The following is a 26,372-nucleotide window of genomic DNA, read 5'->3' on the forward strand; positions in this document are numbered from 1 at the left end:
TCAAGGAGAATGCCATGCGCCTTTACTTTCTGATTCTGATGGTGGGATGGCTGGGACTCGTCCTCCGCCTCCAGGCTGCGGACCTGGCCGATGATTTTGAAGAGAGCATGCTGTGGGAGGTGAAAGAGTGGGGCGATGGCGCCAAACTTAGCCTGAGCCCGGGGCATGCCACGCAAGGGCAGAAGGCGCTGGAGGTGCGGCTCGATCCCGCCAATAAAAAGCCGGATAACAAGGGACTTTTCCTGAGGCGTGGCTTTAGTGGACGGCCCGAAAATCTGCAGACGATCGAAGTCGATATTTTTAACGGCCTTGGTAAACCCATTGAATTCGCGCTCGCGATCGAAGCTGATGAGTATTACGAGGGCCCCAAGATTAAACTTCAAGCGGGATGGAATCGTGATGTTCGACTCGACCTATTAAGTCAGAAATTTAAATCGGCCACTTCCAACTGGGAATATAAAACTGGTTTGAAAAAAGGGGCCGCGGTTGGCAACATTTTTTTTATCTTCTACAGCGGAGATACCCGCGAAGGCCTGTTCGCGGTGGATAACCTGCGGGTCAAGGAATGGGGCAACAGTCTGACACGTTTGCGGCAAAAGGCCCCGATTTTGAAGGCTCCCAGCGGTTTCAAAATACTGGAATCATCCGCAACCGGTAAAGTCGGCCAAAGGTATGAAGTCACCTTCAACTTTGAGGGCTTCTATCACAACCCCTTTGATCCTGATGAGATTGCGGTGGATGGAGTGTTCACAGCGCCCAGTGGCCGGCAGCTGCGCATGCCTGGTTTTTTAGCCAAGGGCGAGGTGACGCTGAAGGCGGCTGTGACAGATGCCCTTTGGAAGCTTCGCATCACACCGGATGAACCTGGCGTCTGGTCCTTCCAGGTTTTCGTCAAAAACCCACGTGGCTCGACCCAATCTGTGGCGCAAAGCTTCACCGTGGAAAAAGCACCTTTTCGAGGCTTTTTACAGGTGGATGCCAAGGATCCTCATTACTTCAGTTTTGGTGATGGCAGCTTTTATTATCCCATGGGCCAGAACGTGGGCTGGGATTCCGACGACAATTATAAAAAAATCTTTGCCGCCATGGGCAACTCAGGTCAGAACTGGACCCGGGTCTGGATGTCCAACTGGAGCTTTGGACTGGAATGGAAGGAGATGGGCTTTTTCCGAGGCCTTGGCAATTACAATCTGGTAAACGCCGAGCGTCTTGACCGTCTCATGGATCTCGCGGCCCAACACGGCATCTTCATGCAGCTGGTCTTTGATTTCCATGGAGCTTTGAGCAGCAAGGTCAATGCCGAATGGACCAACAATCCCTATAACAAAGCCAATGGCGGGCTCCTGGCCAAGGCTGATGATTTTTGGACCGACCCCCAGGCCCGCGAACTTTATAAACGCCGTCTGCGATACATAGTGGCCCGATGGGGGTATAGTCCGCAGATCATGGCCTGGGAATTTTTCAATGAAATCAATTTCAGTGATAATTTTGCTCCAGAAAAGGAAACCGCCTGGCTTAAAGATATGAGCGCCTGGCTGAAGGATCTGGATCCGCATCGGCATATGATCACGACCTCGTACTATGACTATTACAATAAGAAAACGTATGAGCTGCCGACGATAGATTACACGCAGTATCACGCCTATCAAAAGCGGGTTGTGAAGACCATGCAGACTGTTGTGGAACGCTTCCGCCAGTTCAATAAACCGTTCTTTTTCGCTGAATTCGGCGGTAATTCGGCTGATGGCGTGGATGATGCGGATAAGAAAGGGGTCTTTGTGCACGCAGGCCTTTGGTCGCAAGCCATGCAGCCCACAGGCGGCAATGCCATGCCCTGGTGGTGGAATACGCACATCGCACCCAATGATCTCTATTATCATTGGAAAGCCCTCGCCCAATATCTGGAGGGTATCGATCGACGGAACAAGGATTGGCAGACCGTGCGCGAGGAGTGGATGGTGCAGCGGCGCCTCGGCCTCGATGAAAAACTGATTTTTCAAGGCCTGCAAAGCACGGATCTGATGCTCGGCTGGATCGCCGACAGTCGGGCTTTCCAGGCCCAGGATGCGGGATCCCTTAAGGAGTGGCGCAGTCTTCAATTCAAGGTGCAGGTGCCCAAGGATGGGTTTTTTGCGGTGGAGTACTGGGATACGATCAAGGGTGCCGTGATCAATCGTACCGAATTGCGTTCGCGCGATGGCCGCCTGTATTTGACGTTGCCTGAATTCAAAAGCGACATTGCCTTTAAAGTGATCCGCAAAAAGGATCCCTCCAGTCTGGCGGAAACGCGATGACAGGCAAGTCTCCCGAAGCGTGGTACTGGCGGATTTATCGTCCCCACGCGCGCAATTTTATGGGCATGACGGTATTTTTTATTTTGAAATCCGCCTGCGTGTGGATATCTCCGATAATCATGGCCAGACTGATTGATATTGCCAGTTCCGATGACCCGGAGAGGTGGACCTGGGCCATGGCCCTGGTTGGACTCCAGCTGGGACTGGTGCTTTTGAATTACCCCACAGCGCTGAAATCGGTGCAGCTGCAGAGTCGGTTGTCGCGAGGCGTGAGCCTGGATCTGCGCCTGCAGGTGTGTCAGCGCATTCATGATCTGGGTTTTCTGCAGCAGTCGCGTTTTCGAGAGGGCAAGCTTTATGCGAAGGCCATTCGCGATGTGGAAATGATTGAGCAGTTTCCCAAGGTGTTTTTGAATCAGATCCTCTCTACGAGCATGACGCTTTTGATTATTCTGGCCTCCATTCTGTGGCGGGCGCCGGAAGCTTTGTGGGTATTCGTGGCCTCCATTCCGATGGCCGTGTTCTTACGCATGTATTTCTTAAAGAATATGCAGGCCATTTCTTCAGACTATCGCCTGACGTTTGAAACGATGTCGAGCAGTCTCCACAATCAGCTGACCATGAATACGGTCACCAAGGCCCATGGGCTGGAAGCCTATGCCATGGCTCAGCTGAAACCCAGGATCAACGACGTCTATCGAGTGGGTCAGAAATTTGATTTCGCGGCGGAACGCATGGGAGCGGCGAGCTTTGTAAGCTTTACATTGATTCAGGTCCTGTTTCTGCTCCTGTCCATCTGGATGTGCGTGAGCGGCCGTATCAGCGTCGGCGATATTGTGATGTTCAACTCGTTCTTTGCCTCCATCAGTGGGTCGTTCATGGGGTTGATAGGAACACTGCCTCTGCTGTCCCAGATGCGGGAATCGTCTCGGTCCCTGGATGAACTTTTGAGCCTGCCCGTGGCCGAGGAGGATCACGGTGTGCCCGTCCCAACCACCCAGGGTCATATCGAATTTCGCCAGGTTTCGTACCGTTATCCAGAAAGTATCGCCGATGCCGTGCATGACATGAATTTTTCCATCAAACCTGGGCAGGCCCTTGCTGTAGTAGGCCCCAGCGGCTGCGGGAAAAGCACGCTTTTGGCCATGGTTTTGGGCTTTTTGAAGCCGCAGCGCGGTCAGATCCTTCTCGATGGTCTCAATTTAAGCTCCCTCAATCTTCGTGACTTCCGCCAGCATATCGGAGTTGTGACGCAGGAAATTGCTCTGGCGACAGGCAGCATTTATGACAATGTCGCCTATGGAAAACCAGGGGCGACAGAGGCCGAAGTGATGGAGGCTTTGCAGCAGGCAGAGGCCTGGTCTTTTGTGTCGTCTCTCCCCAATGGCATTCATGCCACGCTGGGCGAGGATGGCATTCGTTTGAGCGGCGGCCAGAAACAAAGGCTGGCTCTGGCGCGTGCCTTGATTCGAAATCCGCGTATTCTGATTCTGGATGAAGCGACTTCAGCGATGGATGTCACGCTCGAGGACCGGCTGCAGAAAACTCTCAAGCGTCTCATGGTCGGTCGCACGACCTTTATCGTCTCGCATCGCAGCCCGACCATAGTCGGCTGCGATCAGATTCTGATCATGGATGAAGGGCGAGTCGTGGGGCGTGGGACCCACGAGGAGCTGCTGCGCAGCTCGCCCTTTTATATGCAGTTTGCAGGGGGCAATGAGAAAGTCGCGGCCGTGTGTTAACGCCCCGAAACGGGGTACTTCAGACGCTCCGGAAGACTCTTCTGAACATTGCGGAAGTCGTCCTGATTCTCGTGCTTATCGATGTGCCGCTGCACCTGTCCCCCGACTATTTGTTCACGAACATGGAAGTAAGCCCAACCCCACACACCAGCATAACCGGTGTCATGCAGCTGCTCATAATGAAAGGGCTGCAGCATCTCGTTGCCAGCTCCGATAATGTTCCAATGCTCGCCCACCACCAGGGGTTTGTCGAGATTCCAATGTCTTTTCGGATATTTGAACATATTGAGAACGCCGTCCTTGACCGCATCGGACCATTCCGGATAACCATGGACCTGATAGAAATCCAGGGTACCAAGGGGATCGCCACCAGCCGCCACCAGCCGCTCATCCGTGTAATAGTTGAAAGGCGCCCCGGCATAGTCCAGACCCGGCATGGCCACATCCGTGTTGTAGGGCATGCTGTGAGTTCCGGTTGATACCTTGGCATTGGGCACGATTCGATGAATGGCCCCAGCCACGCGGTTGATAAAACGCAGCACCTTATCCTGCGGAATGTCCACGGTGGTCAACGTCTTGTCGTCAACAATGGCTTTCTTCAGGTAATCCCATTCCGAGGGATAATCATCGGTGACATCCTTATACATATAGAGGTTGAAGCCAGGATTTTCAGTTCCCACAAAGTGCCAGCCGTGGTAGTGCACGGGTGTATAGCTGTCGGAACCATCATCGATCGCAAATTCTGTGCGGCGTCGATCGTTTAAATAGGCGAGGCTCACGCGCCTCCAATGATAATCGCCATACTGCATCGCATACTGATAGTTCCAGTAGAGGCGCCAGGATTTGGCAACACCCTCGGGTTCGTTGAAGACCTCCCAGGACATGACGCCATCATTATAGGTCTGAGTCGAACCGGGAATGGTTTGCTGCATGGCGGTCAAAATCGGCGTCAGCGCGTTTTGAAGATAGGCCTGCATGGATGTTTCATCGGTCATCATGCGGACCACCTGATCGCGTGATGCCACGGAGTGTTCGCGCCTGACAGCGAGCACATCGTGGGACCAGAGCGTGATATTGGCCAGCAGCCCGTAATCGCGGTAGGCGGTTTGAATCAGCCACTGCAAATCCTGGATCAGTCCGGCCGGTAAACCACTGACCTGACCATTTTGAAACTGCGGACTGCGGCTGCCATCGATATGGAGCCAGAAGCGAAAGGAGTTGGCGCCCGTGGCCTTCAGATCCGCAAACGCCTGGCGCAGGAGTTCTTTGAGTTCAGCTTCGGTATGCGCGTAAGGGGCATTGCGGAACGGTAAAAACTGAACGTTCCCAAGGTTGACACCGGTCAGGAAGATCTTCTGGCCCCGATGCTCAAAGAGCTCAAGCTGCGGCTGATCCAGATTCGAATGCACGAGACACCAGTTGCTCAAATCGGTATTGGCCCAATCCTCATCGATCTTACGAAAGAGTTTGTTCGACGACCAAAAGGGAAGACCATAACCCTCGCCGTTGAGCGCTTCCGAACACGAGCGGGTGGCCACGCAATACCGGGTTCCATGTTCTGACTGCAGGCGGACCGGTTGACCTTCTTTTGTCAGTAACGGTCCATAACCTTCCTGATTCGGCGCGACCGCGCGACAATAGTCCAGCGCGTGCCCAGTGCCCGTGATGCCCCCGAGGGACAGAAGCAGTGCAATATTCTGAAGATGCAGTTTCAACATAATCTTCCCCATCCTGTTCAATCATCAAGCCTTTGATTTACTCGCGTTGGGTGGGGATTTCCAGCGGAAAACCTATGGTCCATAACGCTTTCGTAGGATGGACTACCGCTGTTATATTAGAAGACAGTGATGAGGCTTTAACGCAGGTACATTTCAATCGTTTTAAGCAGCTCCGTCTGACTTAAAGGCTTGGTCAAATGCCCATCGCAACCGGCAGCTTGCGTGCGCCCTCGTTCTTCCGCCATGGCGTGGGCCGTCAGTGCAATAATAGGCTTTTTATAGCCATTGGACCGCAAGGCTCGGGTGGCCTCAAGGCCGTCCACGTGGGGCATCTGGATATCCATGAGGACGACATCGAATTGATTGGTGAGGGCTTTCCGTATCGCTTCTTCCCCATCACTGGCGACCTCGACTATGGCTCCATGTCTGGATAGAAATTGTCTGGTCAAAACCTGATTATCGATGGAATCTTCGGCGACAAGAACCTGAATGCCTGAAAGCCGATAATCGTTCGGAACGCGTCCTGGAGCAGACGTTGGCATGGGCCGATCAACCCTGAAGGCCTGCCCTTGAACCGCTGGCACAACACCCACGAAACTCAGCATAAACGTGCAGCCTCGACCTTCGCATCCTTCGGGGATGGTTATATCTCCACCCAGGGCTTTCGCCAATCGCTTGGAGAGGGACAGTCCCAGGCCCGTTCCCCCGAACTTACGCGTGGTGGTGCTATCGGCTTGAACAAAGGGTTCAAAAAGTTTGGCCTGCTGTACGGTCGATAAACCAATTCCCGTATCCTTCACCGCAATGTCGAGCCTCACTCGACCTGATTCGACGAGCCGGGATTGGACAGTGATACGGATGCCGCCCTGATTGGTAAATTTGATAGCATTGCCAACCAGATTGATGAGGATTTGGCGAACCCGTGTGGCATCGGATACCAGGGTTTTAGGGACCAGGTCCTCGATATTCAAAAGCAGATAGATGTTTTTCGCTCGGGCCTTGTCCTTGAAAAGATCCAGGATCTGGTTCAAGAGATCAGGTACTGAAAATTCCAAGGCCTCGATGTCGAGCTTGCCAGCTTCCACCTTGGCCAGATCCAGGATGTCATCGATAATGCGCGTCAGGCCCTGGCCATTGCGTATGACTATTTCCAGATATTCCTCGCGTTCATCAAACTCCAAATCAGGATCACGCAGAAGTTCACTAAAGCCAATAATGGCTCCCAAAGGGGTGCGGATTTCGTGGCTCATGTTGGCTAGAAATGAGGTCTTGGCTGCGTTTGCAACTTCAGCGTTGTGCTTGGCCTGGGCCAGTTCTTCGGCCGCAACCTTCTGATCATGGATATCCGTCCATGTGCCCATCCATTCCGCAATGGTGCCATCATCAGCGATAATCGGCACAGCTCGCATCAGACCCCAACGGTACTGTCCTGAATGGTGCTTCATCCTGAATTCGGTCTCGTACATATCCCCACTGGTGAGGCTTTGCAGCCAAATCTGGGAGGCCTTGGCATGATCGTCCGGGTGAAGGGAGTGGATCCAACCGCCTTCCAGACTCACATGTAAAGGGAAGCCACTGAATTCGGACCATTTTTGATTGAGATAGTTGATGGTGCCATCGGGCAGAGCCGACCAGACGATCTGTGGCATGACCTCGGTTATCGTGCGAAATCGAGCTTCACTATCCTTCAGGTTCTTTTCCTGCTTTTTGCGTTCTGTAATATCACTAAAAAGCAGCGCCACGCGGTGCTCTTCGGCGTCACCGACGCGTACCGCGTAAACGTCAAAGATTCGGCCCATGGCAGGCGCAGGCTGCTCAAAGCGAATCGATTCCCCGGTGAGGGCCACGCGCCCATAGGTCTCGAACCAGAAGTTGTCGAGGTCCGGGACGAGCTCGCGTGCCCTTTTACCTTGGGCATGGGCAAGGCCGGTTTGTGCCTCAAAGGTCGGGTTGATTTCAAGAAAACGATAATCGATGGGTCTTTTGTCATCGTCGAAGATCATTTCAAAGAGGCATACGCCTTGATCCACGGAATCAAATAACGTCCGATAGCGGAGCTCAGATTCGCGGAGTTTGGCTTCGGTCAGCCGGGCCTCGGTGATGTCGATGATGATACCCGTCAGGGCGTAAGGCTGACCATCGGCGCCCACCAGTAACTTGCCTCGGGAGATGATCCAGAGCATAGCGCCCGATGGCTGATACAGGCGAAATTCATAATGATAGGGGCAACGTTCCGCGATGGTCTTGCGAAGAGCCTCGTGCCCGGCGTCCCTATCATCCGGGTGGACATAGCGAGCGACAAATTCATTCGGATCCGTCACCAGGCTCTCGATACCCAGGATCGTCTGGGCAGCCGTAGAATAGCTGACGTAATTTTGCGAGAGATCAACATACCAGCTGCCCATTCTGCAACTTTCCAAAGCCGATTGCAGATTGCTCTGAGTCGTCAGGAGTTCCTCTGCCAGAGTCTTGAGTTTGCCTTCACTGTCTTCAATTCTCTTCCTGGCTATCACCTGCTCGGTTTGGTCGATGACCAGGGCCAGGATCCCTTTGACAGTACCATCCGGCTCGCGAAAGGGCTGGTATAGGATTTGAATGAACGTGTCGTGCAGGACACCGTTTTTATCCGGCCGTCTATAGGGGAGCTCACTGCCAATGTACGGAATTCCGGTTCTATAAACGTCATCAAGGAGCGCGAAATATTCACCGCCTTCGTCCTCGGAAAACACGTCGCGAATTTTGCGACCCAGTGGATTCCGACCTATAAATTCCACATAGGGCGGATTCGCCAACGAAAATTCGTGTTCCGGTCCCAGGAATATGACCATGGGCACAGGGGACTGGGCAAAGAAGCCGGCCAGCATCTCCTGGGCATGACGAACGTCCTGATGCAGTCGAATCTCGCGGGCTTCGGCTTGCGCTTTGGCCGTCACATCACGAAAAACCAGAGCAACGCCGGAGACGTCACCGTTACTATTCCGGATGGGCGCCACGCTATGTTCAATCATGAACTCTTCGCCAGTTCTGGAAAGCAAAGTCATGGGATCAGGCAATTCAAATTTGATGCCTTCTGCTAACGCGCGTCCCATGGGGCTGGTTGCTTGCTCGCGGGTGCGGGAATCCATGATGACGAAGGCTTGCGCGACCGGACGACCTTTGACTTCCTCCAAGGTCCAACCGGTCAATTTTTCGGCGACATCATTCATGAAAACGATTTTCGGCTCATCATCAGCCGATGTGGCAATGACGGCATCACCGATACTTTTCAGAGTCGCAGAAAGCCACTCCTGACTGTTGGTGAGTTGCTCCAGGATGTTCCGACGTTCGGTGTTATCGACAAATGTGCTCACCGCGCCGACTATGTGTCCGTCCTGCTTGATCGGGTTCGAACGGTAAAGCGTGAAAAAGCTTGTTCCATCCTCCCGCCAGAGGACTTCATTCTCCAAGTGAACCGACGTTCCATTCTTCAAGGCTTTCAGAACCGGGCAATCCTCTTTGGGATAGGATGTGCCGTCGGGATATTTACTGTGCACCAGATCGTGCGCATTCTTGCCAATCAGCTCGTCTGCAGACTGATATCCCAAAGCTTTGACAGCGGCAGCATTGACAAACGTAATCCGGCCTTCCAGGTCCAAACCCCAAATGCCTTCAAACGTGGAATCAAGAAGACTTTTCATCCGGCTGGCCTGTTCGTCCGACTCAGCCCGGACCTTGTGCTCTGTCTCAAGCAAGGTATGATACTGCTGGGTCAACCACTGGGTGCGGCGGTCAGCCTGCATCGTGATCCGGCTCTGGTAGTTGGCGAAAAAGTCACGCAAGGCCGGCTCGTCTTGTATCAGGGGGCCCAGATGCTTTTGAACGCGCTGGTCCGCTTCAAAAGAAAGTTCCGGATGAGCTTCGGCCCAGTTCAGACAGGTGCGAATATAACCCAGGAATAGAACCAAATATGGATAGCGATCAGGTCCCAATAAAGTCCGGAGCTGCCGCATGCAATGCTCGCTGTCCTGATGAAGAAACACGGCAACACAGCAGGCGAGGATACATTCTTCGAGTTCAGATTCGGGTTCGGGCCACTCGTCTTCAGCCAAAGTTTGTTGGGCGAGCCACGCTGTCTTTTCTGACAACTCGATAAAGCCGAGAGCGGGCATTTCCAGGAGTTCCAGGATAGCCGTGGCGCTCATGCCCAGAGGGCGCAAGGTCGAGCTGTGACACAGCATGCAGTAAGGAACCGTGCAGTACCGACTCAAGACAACGGCCAACTTTTCTTTAAATAAATCCGGTAGGGGATTGTCCAGATAGGCGTCCAGCGTTTGCTGCCATAGATTCCGCAAGACCACGGGGGCGTTATAGGCTGGTTCGAAGAACGGCGGTAAAAAGCCGAGGCGTTGCATGATTTCGTCTTGAATGTGCTCGGCTTTGGGGTGCAGCATGAATGCCTCTTGGCTAGGAGATATTCTGTAAGGCATACAAGATTTGGGCCGCCTTTCACAATTATAAAATGGCACGCGAAAAAACCATGGCAGGTCTTCTGTCATGGTTCGGATGAAGTGGCGGTAGAATCCGCGGTGTTTCGATCAGTGGATGAGTGTTCCGACGTAGTCAGCACCGGCAGCAAACTTCAGGCTATTCGTGGGGGTCGAAAGCAGGACCTTATGCGCGCCCAGAGTACGGGCTCGGAAGCAGCTGTCGAGCTTCGGCAACATCCCGTCTTTGACGAGCTGCTGCTTCTTCAGACTTTCATAAGCAGGTCGATCCAGTTGCGCCAGCAGTGAGGCCGGGTTCTCGACATCAAGCAGGACCCCGGGCTTATCAAAACAATAAAAGAGATAGGTCTCGTAAAGTCCGGAAAACGCTTCGGTGATTTTGCAGGCCACGCCATCGGCATTGCTGTTCAGAATCTCGCCGCTGGCCTCCCAGCTCAAAGGCGCCAGCACCGGTGTCATGCCATGGTTGATGAAGGTTTCCAAAAGATCGCGCCGCACTTCGAAAATATCGCCAACCAGACCATAATCGATCGGCTCGGGTTTTCGGCGTTTGGCTTTGAGCACGGCGCCATCCGCACCGGACAAACCGATGGCATCGCAACCCAACGCCTGCAGGCGTGCGACCACCTGCTTATTGAGAAGGCCACCATAAACCATGGTCACGAGATCGCGCATAGGGGCGCTGGTGATCCGTCGACCTTCATGCATCGTGATGGGAATATCGAGTTTTTTGGCCAGATCATCGGCGAAAATTCCGCCGCCATGCACCAGGATCTTCCGACCCTGGATACTGGAAAAACCCTTTAAAAAGGCTTCCAGCTCTTCGGCATGATCGAGCATCTTGCCGCCGATTTTAAAGATAAAAAGTTTTTCCATCCCCGCCCTCACATGGATTCCAGCATGCGTTTCATGACAGCTTGAGCGGCAAAGATCCGATTATGGGCCTGCTGCAGCACGAGCGACCTGGGGCTATCCAGAACGCTATCGGAAACCTTCAGATTACGCCGGACAGGCAGACAGTGCATGAAGTAGCCCTGATTGGTCCGAGCCATCTTCTCATCGGTGATCATCCAGCTGCGATCATGCGAAAGGATCTGACCGTATTCCTGATACGACGACCAGCTCTTGGCATAAACAAAATCCGCTCCGGCCAGGGCTTCATCCTGATCATGCATGATGGTGGCCCCGCGGGTGAAACGCTCGTCCAGTTCGTAACCTTTCGGATGCACGATCGTCAGGTCAAAACCCGCACGCAACGTCCATTGTGCAAAGGAATTCGGCACCGCCTGCGGCAACGGCTTAATATGGGCCGCCCAGGTTAAAACCACCTTGGGTTTGGGTCGCCGCTGGCGTTCGATGATGGTCATGACATCGGCAAAACCCTGGAGCGGGTGACCGGTGGCGGATTCCAGACTGATAATAGGCCGCTGGCTATAGCGCGCGAATTGGGTCAGGACTTCCTCGCGATAATCCGCGTCCCGATCCTTCAAACCGGGAAAGCAGCGAATGCCGATGATATCGCAGTATTGGGCCAGGACGCCTGCGGCTTCTTTCAGGTGCTCGCCAGCAACACCGTCCATGACCACACCATCCTGCGTCTCGATCGTCCAGCCTTCCTGGTTGACGTTGATGCTCAGAACATGCAGGCCCAGATGATGGGCTGCTTTCTGCGAACTGAGTCGGGTTCGCAGACTGGGATTGAAAAACACCAGTCCCAAGGTGCGATGTTTGCCCAGATCAGAAAAGGCAAACGGATGCTGTTTCAAAAAAAGCGCATCTTCCATCAAGGCAGGAAAATCGCTGACGTCATCGGCACTCAAAAATTGATTCATTGGGGCGACCTCAAAGCCAAAGCGAGCTGTTCGAGAAAATGTTCACATTGGGACCGGGAAACGGCCAGTGGCGGCAGGATCCGTACCGTTTCCTTCAATCGCGAACTGCCGGTGATGATCTGATGCTGATGCAAAAGTTTGGAGCGCAGCGCATAGCTGTCATGATCCAAATCAAAGCCGATCATCAAACCGCGTCCACGAATATTGGAAAGACCCGGCAGGGAAGCCAGACCCTTTTGCAAAAACTCGCCCATCACTGCCGCATGTTCGATCAGGTTTTCATCCCGGATCACTTCAGCAACTGCCGTAGCGGCGGCACAGGCCAGGGGATTACCGCCGAACGTGGTGCCCAGGGAACCCTGGGCCATCGGCAAACCCTGTTTCACCCAGGTCGCGGACACGGGATAACCGTTGCCCATGCCCTTGGCCGTACAAATCACATCAGGACTTACGCCGTGATGCTGAAAGGTGAAAAATTTCCCACTACGGCCATAACCGGATTGAATCTCATCAGCGATGAGCAACGCCCCATGCTGGTGCGTGAGTTCACGCAAAGACTGCCAGAAAAGGCTCGGTGCTTCATGAATGCCGCCGACTCCCTGAATGCCTTCGATCATCACGGCGGCCGTCTGGTCATCGATCGCGGCTTCAGCGGCGGCTGTGTCGCCCAGGGGAATCATCACAACATTGAGGCCACTGTTGATCGGAGCGCATATTTTCGAAGCTTCGGTGCATTGTGCGGCCAGGGATGTGCGACCATGAAAGCCGTTCAGCATCACCACCATTTTTTTGCGACCGGTGATATAGGACGCTACTTTCAACGCATTTTCCACAGCTTCCGCACCGGAATTGGCCATAAAAAGGTCGTAATCCGAACAGCCGCTCACATCACCCAGCACCCGGCAAAGTTCATACTGCTCTTCAAAATCCACTGCATTCGAATAATAAAGCAGTCGATCCATCTGCGCTTTCATTCGAGTGACAAAATGCGGATGGCTGTGACCAATGGAGATCACCCCGTGGCCACTATAGAAATCCAGAATGGTTCGACCCTTGTCATCATAGAGATAACAACCCGAGGCACGGGTCAAAGCCAAATCGAATTTGGCGTAAACAGCTAAAGGGCGCATTGTCAGTCCTTTCCATCTAAAAAGCCGAAGGCTTCAATCCCAGGCCCATCGTTTCCGGCAAGCCGAGAGCCAGATTCATATTATGCACCGCCTGGCCACTGGCCCCTTTCAAGAGATTGTCGAGGCAGCAGACGATATGGGCGTGGCTTCCATACTTTTCCACCGACAGCAGCGCGTTGTTGGTATTCACCACACGTTTCAAATCGGCTTCCTCGGGCGTGCGGTGCACGAAAGGAGCCTTTTCATAATAAGCATCATAGGCCTGCACGAGAGCATCGGCCGACGCTTTGCACAGCGTATGCACCGACACGAGGATGCCGCGTGTAAAAGGTCCGCGCATGGGAACGAACAGCGGCGTCTTTTCATAATCCGGCTGCAACGTCCGCAGGGTCGCCTGAATCTCGGGTAAATGCTGATGAGCAAAGGGCTTATAAACTGACAGATTATCGTGGCGCCAGGAAAAATGCAGCGTGTCCTGCAGCTTTTGTCCCGCACCCGTGGATCCCGTGATCCCGGTTATATGCAGTTCATCCGTCAGCCACCCCTGAGCTGCGAGCGGCAGCAGCGCCAGCTGAATGGCCGTCGCGAAACAACCCGGATTGGCAATCCGTTTTTTTCCAGCCAACGCCGAACCGAAAGCTTCCGGCAGACCATAGAAAAAATCATGCTCACCATCCGCCAGGCGAAAATCCTGACTGAGGTCGATGATCAATGTATCCTTATGATAAAGCTGATGCTGATCCATCAGGCGTCGCGATTCGCCATGACCGCCGCAGAGAAAGACCACATCAAGTGGTCCTGCCGATAATCCCGACACAAAATTCTGCTTCGAAAACGCCAGCAGATCCGGGTGGGCCTCGCAGAGGCTTTGCCCGGCATGACTCGCGCTCACAGCTTCCACCGATCCCAAGGCTGGATGGTTCAGGAGAAGCCGGAGAAGTTCGCCGCCGGTATATCCAGCAGCTCCGATGATCGCAGCGCGTAGCATAGTCGTATCTCCCAGGAAAACGAAACTTACAAATCGAGCGCGAGATTGCCACTCGTGAGCCGTTTGTCCGTTTCGAGAATCACCGACACGGCTGGCTTGGGCTTCTGCAAACGCTTCTTTTCCCATTCGGGGTCATAAAGCATGGCCGTGCAGAGACAGTTTTTCTTGTCCTTGCTCGTCAGAGTTGGATAGTTCACACAGCTCTGGCAGCTGGCCCAGAATTCCTCATCCTGCGTCAGTTCACTATAAGTCACGGGTCGATAGCCGAGCTCGCTGTTGATATTCATTACAGCCAGACTGGTGGTCAGTCCGAAAAATTTCGCTTCCGGAAAACGACGCTTCGATTCCTCGAACGAAAAAGCCTTCAGCTGCCGAGCCAAACCATAACGGCGATATTCAGGAAATATCAAAAGTCCGGAGTTGGCGATATGCGCGCCGTTGCTCCAGCTTTCCATGTAACAAAAACCAGCCACTTTATGTTGTGTCATTTCCAAAGCGATGAACGCTTTGCCTGACAGCATTTTTTCGCGCAAATATTCGGGCGTTCTTTTGGCAATGCCGGTGCCCCGCGCGCGTGCGCTGGCTTCCATTTCCCGACTGATTTCTTCCGCGAAATGAGCTTCCTCTTGAGTCGCAACCTTCACGACGAATTCATACATCCCTTTGGGCCCCGTCCTTCATGGTCAGACATAATATGCACATAATTTGCATATTAATACATATTAGACGTATAATTGCAAATCTATGCAGCCAATACAACCGATTTTAACGCATCGGGGGTAAAAAGAGGATAAAGGGTACGGGAAGGAAGCTTGAAAGCGGTGAAAAGCCTGGATTTACTTGTTTGCTGGTAAGGCTCCGATTTGGCCCCAGTAGAAAACGATGCCGTGGATAACCTTCTTCAGTTCCTGATAGCCACCTGGTTTGGTCACATAGGAATTCCCACCGAGTGCATAAATGCTGGAAATATCCGATTGGGTGGAGGACGACGAAAAGACGACCACGGGAATTTCGCTGAGCATGGGATCGGTTTTGATCTTTTCCAGGGCCTGAAAGCCATTGATCTTCGGCATATTCAGATCCAAAAGGATGAGGTGGGGGCGGGGTGTGCTGGCATCATTCCGCTTCACGCGGTTCAGATATTCCATCATATTCTGACCATCGACCGCGTGCTGAAAGGTAACATTGGCACCGATCACGCTCTCGGAGGCTTTTCTCACCAAATCGACATAGCTTTGATCATCATCGGCGATCAAAATCGTCAGATGCTGCATGGTGATCGTGTCTTCTGATTTCTTGTTTTGAATCACAAACTCAATGAAGCGACCCAGAAGCTCGGACTTGCTGTTGGTGCCGACCTTGGTGTTGATATTTTTCAAGTGAATGCGCACGGTATTGCGACTGATGCCGAGTTTATAGGAGATGTCCTCGGCGCTGACCACCTGCTGGACGAGAAGGTTCAGCACGTCCTGCTCGCGTTTCGACAGGCTGTATTTTTGAGCAAACTGCTCCAAGGGGGCTTTCAGATCTTCCAGAGACAGCTCATTGCCAATGTGGAACGCAGTGCTCATCGTCATGCTCCGTGGTCGCAAGTAGCCCCCTTTGGGGGCTTGTCCAGAGGAACTATCGGTCGATCGTCGCCAATACATAAGTTCGGTAAGATTTTATTTTAGGCAGCCTAATGATTTCAATGCTTTATATTATTTGGTTGTTTTTATACAGCGTTATGATATCCGCAGGCTGCAACAGCTGAAGAGAAGATCATGCCACGTTATATTAAGACCTATGCCGATGCCCTAAGTCCCGAATACTGCCAGCAGTTGATCGACCGCTTCGAACAGGATGCGCGGGTTCAGGTGGACCCCCAACCTGAATACAGCACTCGATCCTATCTGAATATTTCCCAGCAATTCGATTGGTTGCGCGAGGTTCAGAAAGTGACCCGGCTTGCGGACCCGCTTTTGGTAGAATATTTTCGTTTACCCGAACCCTATCGGGCAGCGGAACCCAAGGAGTGGCTGAATGATGGCTTTGTCATCGCCCGCTACCGCCCAGGTGATATCTGCGCCTTGCATGATGATTATCAAAGCCCAGTGCCACCTGCCAATGGCCTGCGGCTGGCCACCATGATCTTCTTTCTGAATGATGTGGAGGAGGGCGGGGAGCTGCATTTCCCGGCCCAGGATGTGAAGGTCAAACCCAGGCTGGGGCATGCGGTGGTCTTTCCCGCTCAGCTCACTCATCCGCATGAGGTATTCCCTCCAAAATCCACACGTTACGTTCTGCAGACCTGGGTCATCGATCCCCAGCTCGTGGTCCTCGAACGCGATATTTTCGAAGAGCTGACCGGTCAGCTGTAAAAATACTCCATTGTAAGGCTTTGTCCTCTCACCCGAACTTCCTGAGGCCGCGCTGGCCTCCTTCATTCTCCGATGGACTCCTTTAGACAAGAGGTCCACCTATGAAGATTTCTGTCCTGAAATCACGATTGTCCCTGGGTTTCCAGCGCGCTGCGCTGATTGAAGCCGATCCGCATTTTGCCGCGCAGATTCGCGGCTATGCCGAGGACATCGGTATTGGGCAGTTGGACATTTGTCGTGATGTCGATGGTTTCCAAAATCAGGTCAAAGCTTCCTGCGATTTGATTATTCTCGATTGGAATGCCAAAGGTCCTAACTCAGGGGTCGCGGCTTTCAATCGCTTGCGACACGACCCGCGGTTTTCGACGGTGCCGATCCTGGTCATCTCAGGTTTTCTCGATCGCAATGACTTCCGGCTCCTTGAGGAATTTGCATTGACCCGTTTGGTCGAGAAACCATTCACAGCGGGTGTTTTTATTGAAGCCGTGCAGAGTCTGCAGCATGAGCTGGATTGGGTTCATGCGCATGAAAAACCTTTGCGTAAACTCCTCGACAACAAAGTTTCCGGCGGCACGCCCCGCGTGAAAAAAATGCACAAGCTATTGCAATCGGCACCGTATCCAGCACCCTTGCTGCTGATGTTTGGCCGTTATCTGAGCCGGGAAAAATGCTGGGATGAAGCCCGCGATTTCCTGCAGCATGTGGTGCGTGAAGACCGTGGCAATGTCCTGGCTCTCAATGAGCTTGGCAAGGTTCTACACGCCAGCGGGCAGCACCGGGAAGCCATCCATGTTTTCGCTGAAGCGGATACCCTAAGCCCGGCCAACCTCAAACGCATTTGCCACATGGGGGAACTCCATCTTCAGGAGTGCCAGCTGGAAGACGCGCGGAAAAATTTTGAACGCGTCCTGACCATCGATGCGAATTGGGAGAAAGCCCAGAAGGGGCACGATCTCAGTCTGAATGCTTTGCAGTATCTGCAGAAAAAATCGGAGACCGGATCTTTCTCCCAGAGTTTTGCCAGCCTCATGAATACCATCGGCATCTCGAAAGTCCATGCAGGCCATCTGGTTGAAGGGATCGAGCATTACGAATCCGCGCTCCAGTTTATTCGCGATTCTGACGTCAGGGCCAAGGTTATGTTCAATATGGGTCTCGGCTATTTGCGCCACCGCGTGCCCGACAAGGCCCTGCTGTGGTTTATGCGTTCCGCGAAAGCCGGTGGTCAGCAGTTTGCCAAAGCCCGTCCCTATATTGAGGAATTGACACAAAACGCCGTTTGGACGGACGATGGTGTGAGGGTTATGGCTCATCATACCGAGCGCGTCGACGCCAAAGATCCGGTCGCGACGCCGGTCTATGATCCATCGCGTGAACCCGAATCGATAAATTCCCCCAATGAGCCGATATCTTTGATTAGTGAGGATGGTCCGAACAAAGGTGTGTTGGAATTGGAAGATTTCGATACGGACGCTCTGCTAAGTGGCATCTCGGAAGAAGGCTTCTGCTGATTCACTCAGTGCTTTCCGGGGTTTGCATGGTCCTTAAGGATCGTGCCTGGCCTGCCGATGTTGCGAACGGTTCTCTTATGGGTTGAAGTATCTTGGACACTGCTGCTCAGGAATGAATTATGGCCACGGCTCGCGCATTTGACTTCACCGGCAAGGACCAGAACGCTCCTGTTAAGGACCTGTTTGTAAAAGCCGCGACCGTTTTTATCAGCCGCACCACCGTGCGTTCGGTTGTGGTGCGGGAAATGAAAAATTACGGAATTCTGACCATCAACGTGTTCGATTCCATTGCTGAGTGCTGCGAGGATCTGCAGAAGAACCCTGACAGTATGCTGGTGGTGGACTGGGAGCACGGCGAACAAACCGTAACCAAGGTCCTGCGCGCCGCCCAAGGCCCCTATCGAGTCGATACCCGTCCTATCTATTTTATCGCGTTGGACCTGGCCGAACGGGTCATCTCCGTGGCCAATGAATTTAATGTGATGCAGATTCATACCGGCGAAATTTCCCAGGCGCAGATCGTCAAAAATCTCAATGAATTGCTGAAATTTGCGACCGTGACCCCGGCCTGCCGTAAGGCCTTCCGGGATGTGGCCGCACTCCGGAAAAAAGGTGACGGTGAGGCAACGGAATCCATCCTGCGCAAACTCTGCGAAGATGAACCCAATAATGTGCGAGCCGGGGTCGAACTCGGTGCCACACTGTTTGATTTAGGACGTTACGACGATGCGTTGGAGTGGATGCAGAAGGTGCATGCTTCCAGTGATGGGGATCTGCGGGCCCAGCATCTTTTAGCCCGTTGCCTGATGAAAATGGGATCCTTTGAAGAGGCTCAGAAACTTCTTGATGAAGCCTGGTTGATCAGTCCTCACAACGTGGATCGTCTGGTGGACCTTGGCAATATTTTGCTGAGTCTTGATAAAACCACCGAGGCTTTAGGCAAGTTCAACGACGCGCTGAAGCTTGATAAGGACTTTAAAGAAGCCAAGATCGGCAAGGCCCAGTGCAGCATGCTGGAAGGCCATGTGAATGAAGCCATGAAGTTCCTGGGACAGATCGATACCCCGAAGGAACTGGCCTCGATTTTCAACAGTGCCGCTATCATTGCCATTCGTCAGGGGCATTTCAAGCAGGGCCTCAGCCTTTATAAATCCGCGGTGACTTATGTCTCGAGTGACACTCAGGTGTTGGCTCGGGTTTTCTTCAATATGGGCGTTGGACTGGTCAAATGGGGCAAGGCCGCCCAGGCGCTGTCCGCGTTCGAGCAGGCCGCCACACTGGATGCTGCCTTTACCAAGGCCTCGCACAATGTCGAGATCCTGAAGGCCCAGAAAGCCAAAGGTGGCGCGCTTACCGGAACCAAGCGGATCCAGGAACTGGAATCGCTGGAGCAGGAAGACGAAGAATTTGGCGCCATGGACTTCGGCGTGAATCCGACGGGCACCGACAAGCCCGCCGAGGCTGGTGCCGAAGACGATGAGATTGATGATAGTTATTTTCAAAGCCTGGTATCCGGATCATAATAGTCCGCGACGCGAACCGGACCCAGGGTCCACCAGGAGCATATGCAGTCCTATTACATGCGCAAATACGCCAAGAAACTTTTCTTGGCGCTTTTTTTACTCCTCACCCTCTATTCCATTTTCCATTCCCTAGGCCGCTGATGTCAGGCGGTGCAGGTCATGCGAAAGATGAGCAGTTCAGGCTCGATTTCGAGTTCCTGTGACAGTGTCACGCCTTCGACAGTAATATCCTGGCTTCCCCAGACCGAAAAAATGCGATCGGCGACACCTGCCTTGGTTTTAGGGCTTTTCAGACTGCGTTTGAAACTGAAATTGGCTCCGTTGAAGCTGAGAGTATTCGCGCTGAGCAGCGAGTAAGGCAATTCGCCTGTGACACTATCCATGCTGAAGGTGCAGACGTCAAAAGTTTCACTCTTGGGATCAGGACCGGTTTCCAACACCTCAACCTTACTCGTAGTTGTGTTAAATCGTACGGTGGCTGTGCTGCTGATCGTATCCGTCGGTGTGATTACGCTGGATTCGTTGGATCCTGCGCCGCATGACCAGAGGACGAGTACGCAAACGAGGGGACTGAATTTCTTAATCATCTTGCCGCTCCTTTAACCAGCCCGTATTCTAACTGGACCACAAGGCTTTTGTAAGGGAAAGACGTCGATCCGCTGGCAGCTTTTGCCCCGGTCAAGTACAATGTAACAAAAGTCTGAACCTGGAGACACCCATGGCTGACCCACAACGATTTTCGATTCTCATCGTTGATGACGAACAGGATCTCTGTGAGTCGCTGGCTTATGTTCTGGACGATCTGGGTTTTATCACGAGCACGGCCAATACCACGGCCCAGGCCTATCATCAGATTATGAATGGCCAGATTGATATCGTGCTCTCCGATGTCAGGATGCCAGGCGAAAACGGGGTCGAAATGATCCGCCGCGTGCGGAAACAAAAACCCCACGATCCGGTCTTTATTTTGATGACGGGCTATACCGATATCACGGAAAAGGAAGCGCTCTCGGCCGGCGCTGAAGTTATGCTCCGCAAACCAGTGAAGCTGGAGCAACTGCAGGTTCTGCTCGAACGCATCCGCAAGCAGCTGCAGCAGAAGGCCCAAGCCTAGTCGTGCCAAGCTGTTCCTTGCCCTATAAATTCATAGCCGAAATTTTCTGCGAAGATTCAATGAAAAATTAGAATTGGCTCTCACCGAGGCCATCAATGCTTTTTCGGAACGCCTCGGCATGGATCGCTTTACGTTTCCCTCCCCCCTAAACCTGATTGATCCAAAGCCATAAAGGTCCTGTCAGCACCCAGAGCGCATGACCCAGCAGAATGTGGCGGGCAGCAAAATCGGGGCTGGCATCATGCACCTCACTCAGCACGACGGCAACAATCGCGCCCGGCATGGACGCGATTAAGATGAGAACCTGTCGCGGCAACGTCGGCAAAAGGTTGGGCCAGATGGCAAAGGCCAGACTGAGGCAGGCTGGGATCAGCACAAGCCGAAGGCCGAGCAGCACAGCATGGGCTGTACGGGGTTGCCGATGGGACGTGCGCCGCGCAAGGTGAGCCCCTAACAGCAGCATGGATACGGGAATGGTGGCACTTCCCATGTGTCGCAAAACGCGCAAGCCCGGCTGCACCATTTCACGCCAGGAATCGAAAGGTGCCTGCAAAAGAATCAGAGCCAGGACCAGTGCGATCAGCGGCGGATTCAGAAAGAGGCGGCGCAGGTCCATGTGTCTCTGTTGCATAATTTGCGGCACACCCACCGTCCACAAAACCAGATCAGCGCCAACTCCCGCAATGGCCACCAGTGTGATGCCGTCATCACCCCAAAGGGCTTGCGCCACCATCAAAGGCAAGTAAGAATAGTTGGGAAGCAAACAGAGAAATCGAAAGCTGCGCCTCTGGCTGTCTTCTTGCAACCCAACGCGACGTTCCAGGCTGATTCCAACGCCCAGGCCGAACACCAGCGTGAGCGCCATCAGAAAGGGCAAGACCCAGAGAGAGGCCAGGGACGCGGAGTTCAGCCGTAAAAGCAGCGCCGCCAGGATCAGGCTGGGATAAAAAATATTGATCAGAGCCATGGCAATCCAGGCTTTGATGCGAGCCGGCAGGATACCTTTGGATTCCAGTCCGAAGCCGAGTCCAAGCGCTAAAAGGGCGATCACGGTAGGCAAGGGCATGAGGGGTCTTCCGTCGAGCCAGGAATGGTTTAAAAAAGGCCTATTGTGCGGGCATTCGAGGTCTCGTGCAAGCAGGTTTAAAAAAGCCCTTGGTCACGCGCTGTGACCCTGGCATATCAAAGTATCGGTGCGCCTTTCCCAAACGAGGTATTCATGAGCAGGATCGGATGTCTTCTTATCAATCTCGGTAGTCCCGCGGATCCCACACCCGGGGCCGTGAGCCGCTATTTGCGTGAATTTTTGATTGATCGGCGTGTGATCGATATTTCAGCGCCGGCGCGCTACGTCCTGGTCAACGGTATTATCGCCCCGTTTCGGTCACCTAAATCGGCCCATGCCTATCAAAAGATCTGGACCAGTGCCGGTTCGCCTTTAGTGAATTATGGGATCGAGCTGCAGAATAAGGTGCAGGCCCTTCTGGGTGATCGTTATGTGGTGCGCACAGCCATGCGCTATGGCGAGCCCAGTATTCCCAGTCAGCTGAAGATTCTGCATGAAGCTGATATCGAGGAACTGCGCGTGCTGCCTCTTTACCCCCAGTATGCGGCAGCCTCGGTGGCCTCATCCGTGGAAGTGGTGATGGAAACCCTGTGTCGGGATTTTGCCTTCCCCCCGCTGAAGGTCTTGCCGGATTTCTATGATCATCCGGGATTTATAGCCTCGTTTGCTGCTGTGGCCAATCCGCGAATTCAGAAAATGCAGCCGGATCACGTGCTTTTCAGCTATCATGGCCTTCCTGAAAAACAGATGACCAAATCGGTCCGTAAACCGGAAACCTGTCAGTTCAATAGCGAATGCTGCGCGTCCGTTCGACCGGATAATCGCCTCTGTTACCGTGCCCAGTGTTATGCCACGACGCGGGCTTTGGTGAAAGCCATGGAACTCAAGGAAGGTAGCTACAGCACGTCCTTTCAATCACGACTCGGCCGTGATCCCTGGATCAAGCCCTATACCGACGAGGTGTTTGGCGAACTACGGAAAAAGGGTGTGAAACGCTTGGCTGTCATGTGCCCAGCCTTCATCGCGGATTGCCTCGAAACTTTGGAAGAAATCGGTATGCGCGGTGTGGAAGATTGGAAGCAACTCGGCGGTGAAAAACTGGAGCTCATTCCATCGCTCAACGGCGAAGAGATATGGTGTCGGACGGTAGCCGACATGGTCCGTTGAGCGCGGGAAAAGGTTAGGGCGATAGTAGGATATGGGGAAGGGGAAGTAGGTAAGTTTTCTCAAGACTGGGGCCAGAACATCGTCCTGGTTGTATGGGGAACAGGTGGCCGGGAAAACCCAAAGCCACCGGTAGGTCGCCCTCTTTATCACGCTTCCGAGCCTTTCGACTCGCTCATTGGATAGACGACGGAGGCTCGCATTTATTGCAAGAAATTGGATTTTCACCTTGGAAAAATGCGACTTGTATAAAATGACACAGTTGGTCTGATGAGGTTGGCGTGGTCACGAGTTGGCAGAAGAAGCTAAGATATCGGGGCCTTAGATTGCTTGCTTACAGCCTACCGTTGCTCCTTCTGAGCGTGACGGCCGCTTCATTTATTCCCCGTCGTGCGCCCCAGATCCTGGCAGAAGGTGAGGTAACCGGTGCAAAAAAAAGCAGCGGTCGATTCGTCCTTCCTGCCGGAGTGGAGGGCGATGTGCCTGTAACCCTGGACTTTACAGTGGGATCGAAGGCCTCGCCAGGGCTCGAAGCTTGAACTTCATATCACGGATCCCGAGGCTCAGGATCAGCTGCAAAAGACGCTCAAGATTAAAGCCAAGGGTACAGGTACCGCCTGGCAACAGAATATGGAACTGCATTTTACGAGCGGATCCGTTCGCAACTTTACTCTGACGTCACCGGGTCGTGAACCTGTGCTCACGCAGTTTCGCTTCACAGCGTTTGCCGGGACACCTTTCCTGCGGGTTCTGCGCATCGGGGAAATGCTCTTCTTTCCCGCGCTCGCCTTTGCCCTGTTGGCTTTGGTGATGATCCTGTTCCCCAGCTTTGTCCAAAGCTAATTATTAAGTCCGGAAGTCGGTCGGCTTCAAACCCAAACCGGTGTTCCAGATTTGGCATTGGCCCTGAAAACGCCGGGCATCACCTTGCAGACTATAATCGAGTTCCGCCCGATATTCCTGCAACGCGAAGTCTTTGAACGCCAGGCAATAATCATCGGTACAGGTCTTGAGCGCGTCGAACGACAGCAGAGCGGATTCCGCTGTGCCCAGGCACGGTTGATACTGCGCGGCATTGAAGTCATGCGCACGCCCGCGGGTGTGCAGGTTTTCATGGAAGGCCGTGACGCTGATGAGCAGAATCTGCAGCGGCGAATTTTGATTCGATATGGCTGTGGCGCTCATGCCGGCGGCTTCACACCAAAACATCTCGGTTGAGGTCAGGCTCGTCACGAAGGCTAAAACTCCAGGTTGGCTGCAGTCAGGCCCGGTCAAACCCAGATAGCTAACGCGCGTCACATATTTATCAAAGTGCGTGGCGTACGATTTCGGGCTCACGGCGATCCAGAAATCAAAAGACTGTTCCATGGAGCTGAGCTGCGGCGCACTAAAGCCGGTAAATATCGTGCTTTTCGAACGCACGGGGTTGATCGGGGCCTCGGGAATAACACTGGCGGCACCGCTGATATTGCCAACGTCCACCGTTTCAAAGGCTATTTTTTCCATCCCAATATTATAACCAAGAGCATTATCGGTATCATTGGGATTGACCACTTCCACCGACCATTGGCAGCCGGCTTCCAGGCCCTCGTCCTGAATGCTTCGATAATCGCCGCAGGCCACGTCAGCCTGAATATTACGCTCGACCACCTGGGTCTTGACCTTTTCGCAGGCTGGCAGGCTACGCCCAGCTACACTTTGCGGCCGCACGCCGCTGACATTGTAAGACTTCGCGCTCGTCAGGCTATACTGATAACTGCGAAGACCGGTAGGATTGCCTACTTTGTTTTTGCCAGCCAACGTATGGTAGCGGCAAGTGGCGCCCGAACTGTTGCTCAGTTGGACCTGAAAGTCCGTGCTATGCAACGCAGGTATCATCGGTTTAATGTCGACAGCCGTTTCCACAGGCCACAGCTGACCTTGACTCATGGCCACGGCGGGTGACTCGTCAATCAGCATCAGGCCTTCTTCCACAGCTTCAATAATTTTCGCGGTCCCCGCTACTTTTTGCTGTTCGACGGGAATGGGATCAAAGGCAAGCATGGCAAACTGTTGATCCGCTGCGGAGCCAATCTGGATTTTCAAAAGACAGCGAACGGGCACTTTTAATTGTTCCAGCGCCACGGAAAGATTTTGCTTTTGGGCCAGGGAATAATGCGAGCGCCAGTGCACATAGACCAGTCCATCGGCGGGCAGGCTGGTCGCCTCCTGAAAGGTTTCAGCCGAGGTGCTGAGGCCTATATTTTGACAAAGTCCATTCAAGGCCGATTTGATGTCAGCCGCCACGCTCGCGCCCGAAGCCACAAAAACCTGGCGCGTACTGTCCAGAGTGCTGGATCCTTTGTCTTCGAATTTTTGGATCCGGAGAGCCTGCGAACCAAACGTGTAATCGTAAGCATCGAGTTTATTAGCCCCGATCTGCATGCTGAGTCCTTGATTCAGGACGATGGTTGAGGCTTCCCGTGGGCCTTGGCGCCGGCTCACGATCGATTGCTGTTGGCAGGCCAACAGGCCACAACTCAAGACCAGTACCGTGCCGATTAATGTCGTTTTCATGCTTATACTCCAAAGCTTGCCCTTCATTTACAGTCTCTTCAAGAGATCATCTTCCACTGCCAGCTGCTTAAGAACCCGCAGCGACGCAGCGAGATCTGATTCTTTTAAAGCGATATAAGCCTGTTCCCGGTGCAGCGTGCGATGAGCCGTCTGATCCGGGGTCAGGATAATTTCCATAAGAACGCGCCGGGCTGCACGATCCTCGCGTGCGATCAGGCCGATATTGCGAATGGCCTGAAGCTGCTCCATATCAACGAAGCGTGATTCCAGCGTCGGATGCGGCGGATTTCGTAACTTTTCTTCGTCCGGATAGCGCGGTGTTTGCCGTTTCGCGAGATCCACCCATAACGGTAAAGCCGCGGGTGACTGCAGACTATTGGCCACCATGATGAGGCGATCCCGGTCGGCAGAGCGGCTCGTTCCGATGTCTTTTAAATTCTGCACGAAATAAGCTGCGACCGGCTCGGGTGGCAAACTCCGCAGTTTTTGTACAGCACGGTTGATGTCGCTCATTTTCATGGGATCGACATGCTCAACGATGTCGGCGATGCTTTCGACGTCTTCACTCACGGGCTCCGCGGGTTCAGCTTGGGGCGTGACACGCGGTGGTTCCGGTGTCAGGGTCACCGTTTCGGTTTCAATGGGAAGAGTCACGGCTGCTGGCCGGGGCTCAACGGCGGCCATGCGCGTCGGCCGCGGGCATTTCCATACGATGATGGCAATGGCCACAATCAGCAACACAGAGATCGGCAACTGGAGGCGACGCTGTTTCATGACAGCTCCAACTTTTCACAAGGGTTCGATTGCCCTCGTTTTGCAAAATTGGGACCACAGGTAAGAGGCGGTAAGAATTCGGGTGTCTTTGTCAAAGGTCAGAGAATTGTCTGGAA

At 53.4% G+C, this 26,372-nt stretch carries 21 protein-coding genes; 9 read left to right on the top strand and 12 right to left on the bottom strand.

The genetic code is table 11. The features are described 5' to 3' along the window. Positions 1 to 14 precede the first annotated feature (14 nt). Positions 15 to 2,294, top strand: coding sequence for a DUF5060 domain-containing protein (locus VE954_RS25195; protein ID WP_324958046.1), 2,280 nt, complete (start codon positions 15 to 17; stop codon positions 2,292 to 2,294). Continuing rightward, entirely contained in the window at positions 2,291 to 4,036 is a 1,746-nt protein-coding gene (locus VE954_RS25200) for an ABC transporter ATP-binding protein (protein ID WP_324958048.1), read from the top strand. The genes VE954_RS25195 and VE954_RS25200 overlap by 4 nt, the downstream gene beginning before the upstream one ends. Here VE954_RS25200 and VE954_RS25205 read toward each other — a convergent pair. The 8 genes from VE954_RS25205 to VE954_RS25240 all read right to left on the bottom strand — a co-directional run bounded on the left by VE954_RS25205 (position 4,033) and on the right by VE954_RS25240 (position 15,759). Then, positions 4,033 to 5,754: a hypothetical protein gene (locus tag VE954_RS25205; RefSeq protein ID WP_324958050.1), complete on the bottom strand. Its 1,722-nt coding sequence runs from the start codon at positions 5,752 to 5,754 to the stop codon at positions 4,033 to 4,035. The two genes, VE954_RS25200 and VE954_RS25205, sit on opposite strands and share 4 nt — an antisense overlap. Positions 5,755 to 5,891: 137 nt before the next feature. Then, positions 5,892 to 10,184 (bottom strand): PAS domain S-box protein, encoded by a 4,293-nt coding sequence (locus VE954_RS25210; protein ID WP_324958052.1) that lies wholly within the window; start codon positions 10,182 to 10,184, stop codon positions 5,892 to 5,894. A gap of 144 nt (positions 10,185 to 10,328) precedes the next feature. Continuing rightward, a complete protein-coding gene (argB, locus tag VE954_RS25215) occupies positions 10,329 to 11,114 on the bottom strand; it encodes an acetylglutamate kinase (RefSeq protein ID WP_324958054.1) in 786 nt (261 codons plus the stop codon). An 8-nt stretch (positions 11,115 to 11,122) separates the two neighbouring features. Beyond that, the gene (locus VE954_RS25220) at positions 11,123 to 12,070 is read right to left on the bottom strand and encodes an N-acetylornithine carbamoyltransferase (protein WP_324958056.1); all 948 of its coding nucleotides are present in this window, start codon (positions 12,068 to 12,070) and stop codon (positions 11,123 to 11,125) included. Continuing rightward, a complete protein-coding gene (locus VE954_RS25225; RefSeq protein WP_324958058.1) occupies positions 12,067 to 13,200 on the bottom strand; it encodes an aspartate aminotransferase family protein in 1,134 nt (377 codons plus the stop codon). The genes VE954_RS25220 and VE954_RS25225 overlap by 4 nt, the downstream gene beginning before the upstream one ends. A gap of 16 nt (positions 13,201 to 13,216) precedes the next feature. After that, positions 13,217 to 14,188 (bottom strand): N-acetyl-gamma-glutamyl-phosphate reductase, encoded by a 972-nt coding sequence (gene argC, locus VE954_RS25230; protein ID WP_324958060.1) that lies wholly within the window; start codon positions 14,186 to 14,188, stop codon positions 13,217 to 13,219. Positions 14,189 to 14,214: 26 nt separating this feature from the next. Next, on the bottom strand, positions 14,215 to 14,847 hold the full coding sequence (locus VE954_RS25235; protein ID WP_324958062.1) for a hypothetical protein: 633 nt from the start codon (positions 14,845 to 14,847) through the stop codon (positions 14,215 to 14,217). A 177-nt stretch (positions 14,848 to 15,024) separates the two neighbouring features. Beyond that, on the bottom strand, positions 15,025 to 15,759 hold the full coding sequence (locus VE954_RS25240; RefSeq protein WP_324958064.1) for a response regulator: 735 nt from the start codon (positions 15,757 to 15,759) through the stop codon (positions 15,025 to 15,027). A 192-nt stretch (positions 15,760 to 15,951) separates the two neighbouring features. Between VE954_RS25240 and VE954_RS25245 the strand changes: the two genes are divergently transcribed. From VE954_RS25245 to VE954_RS25255, 3 genes are all read left to right on the top strand, one after another. Beyond that, on the top strand, positions 15,952 to 16,548 hold the full coding sequence (locus VE954_RS25245) for a 2OG-Fe(II) oxygenase (protein ID WP_324958066.1): 597 nt from the start codon (positions 15,952 to 15,954) through the stop codon (positions 16,546 to 16,548). 101 nt (positions 16,549 to 16,649) lie between these two features. Next, on the top strand, positions 16,650 to 18,059 hold the full coding sequence (locus tag VE954_RS25250; RefSeq protein WP_324958068.1) for a hypothetical protein: 1,410 nt from the start codon (positions 16,650 to 16,652) through the stop codon (positions 18,057 to 18,059). A 119-nt stretch (positions 18,060 to 18,178) separates the two neighbouring features. Further along, positions 18,179 to 19,582: a tetratricopeptide repeat protein gene (locus tag VE954_RS25255; protein WP_324958070.1), complete on the top strand. Its 1,404-nt coding sequence runs from the start codon at positions 18,179 to 18,181 to the stop codon at positions 19,580 to 19,582. Positions 19,583 to 19,725: 143 nt separating this feature from the next. On the opposite strand, the gene VE954_RS25260 is transcribed toward VE954_RS25255, so the two are convergent. Further along, positions 19,726 to 20,169, bottom strand: coding sequence for a hypothetical protein (locus VE954_RS25260; RefSeq protein WP_324958072.1), 444 nt, complete (start codon positions 20,167 to 20,169; stop codon positions 19,726 to 19,728). 131 nt (positions 20,170 to 20,300) lie between these two features. Here VE954_RS25260 and VE954_RS25265 point away from each other — a divergent pair, with 131 nt between their 5' ends. Then, the gene (locus VE954_RS25265) at positions 20,301 to 20,696 is read left to right on the top strand and encodes a response regulator (protein WP_324958074.1); all 396 of its coding nucleotides are present in this window, start codon (positions 20,301 to 20,303) and stop codon (positions 20,694 to 20,696) included. Between the two features lie 145 nt (positions 20,697 to 20,841). Here the strand turns inward: VE954_RS25265 and VE954_RS25270 are convergent, their stop codons facing one another. Continuing rightward, on the bottom strand, positions 20,842 to 21,762 hold the full coding sequence (locus VE954_RS25270) for an AEC family transporter (RefSeq protein WP_324958076.1): 921 nt from the start codon (positions 21,760 to 21,762) through the stop codon (positions 20,842 to 20,844). Between the two features lie 153 nt (positions 21,763 to 21,915). On the opposite strand from VE954_RS25270, the gene hemH reads away from it, so the two are divergent. The 3 genes from hemH (at position 21,916) to VE954_RS25285 (ending at position 23,769) form a co-directional block, all read left to right on the top strand. Further along, positions 21,916 to 22,929 carry a ferrochelatase gene (gene hemH / locus VE954_RS25275; RefSeq protein ID WP_324958078.1) on the top strand — a complete coding sequence of 338 codons (1,014 nt, stop codon included), beginning with the start codon at positions 21,916 to 21,918 and terminating at the stop codon, positions 22,927 to 22,929. Between the two features lie 278 nt (positions 22,930 to 23,207). Continuing rightward, positions 23,208 to 23,465, top strand: a complete 258-nt coding sequence (locus VE954_RS25280) for a hypothetical protein (RefSeq protein WP_324958080.1) — start codon at positions 23,208 to 23,210, stop codon at positions 23,463 to 23,465. Positions 23,466 to 23,556: 91 nt separating this feature from the next. After that, a complete protein-coding gene (locus VE954_RS25285) occupies positions 23,557 to 23,769 on the top strand; it encodes a hypothetical protein (protein WP_324958082.1) in 213 nt (70 codons plus the stop codon). 3 nt (positions 23,770 to 23,772) lie between these two features. On the opposite strand, the gene VE954_RS25290 is transcribed toward VE954_RS25285, so the two are convergent. Together VE954_RS25290 and VE954_RS25295 are read right to left on the bottom strand one after the other, a co-directional pair. Next, positions 23,773 to 25,482: a hypothetical protein gene (locus tag VE954_RS25290; RefSeq protein WP_324958084.1), complete on the bottom strand. Its 1,710-nt coding sequence runs from the start codon at positions 25,480 to 25,482 to the stop codon at positions 23,773 to 23,775. Between the two features lie 27 nt (positions 25,483 to 25,509). Further along, the gene (locus VE954_RS25295) at positions 25,510 to 26,256 is read right to left on the bottom strand and encodes a hypothetical protein (protein ID WP_324958086.1); all 747 of its coding nucleotides are present in this window, start codon (positions 26,254 to 26,256) and stop codon (positions 25,510 to 25,512) included. Between the last annotated feature and the right edge of the window lie 116 nt (positions 26,257 to 26,372).

Origin of the sequence: Oligoflexus sp. (assembly GCF_035638955.1) — a bacterium.
Lineage (GTDB): Bacteria > Bdellovibrionota_B > Oligoflexia > Oligoflexales > Oligoflexaceae > Oligoflexus.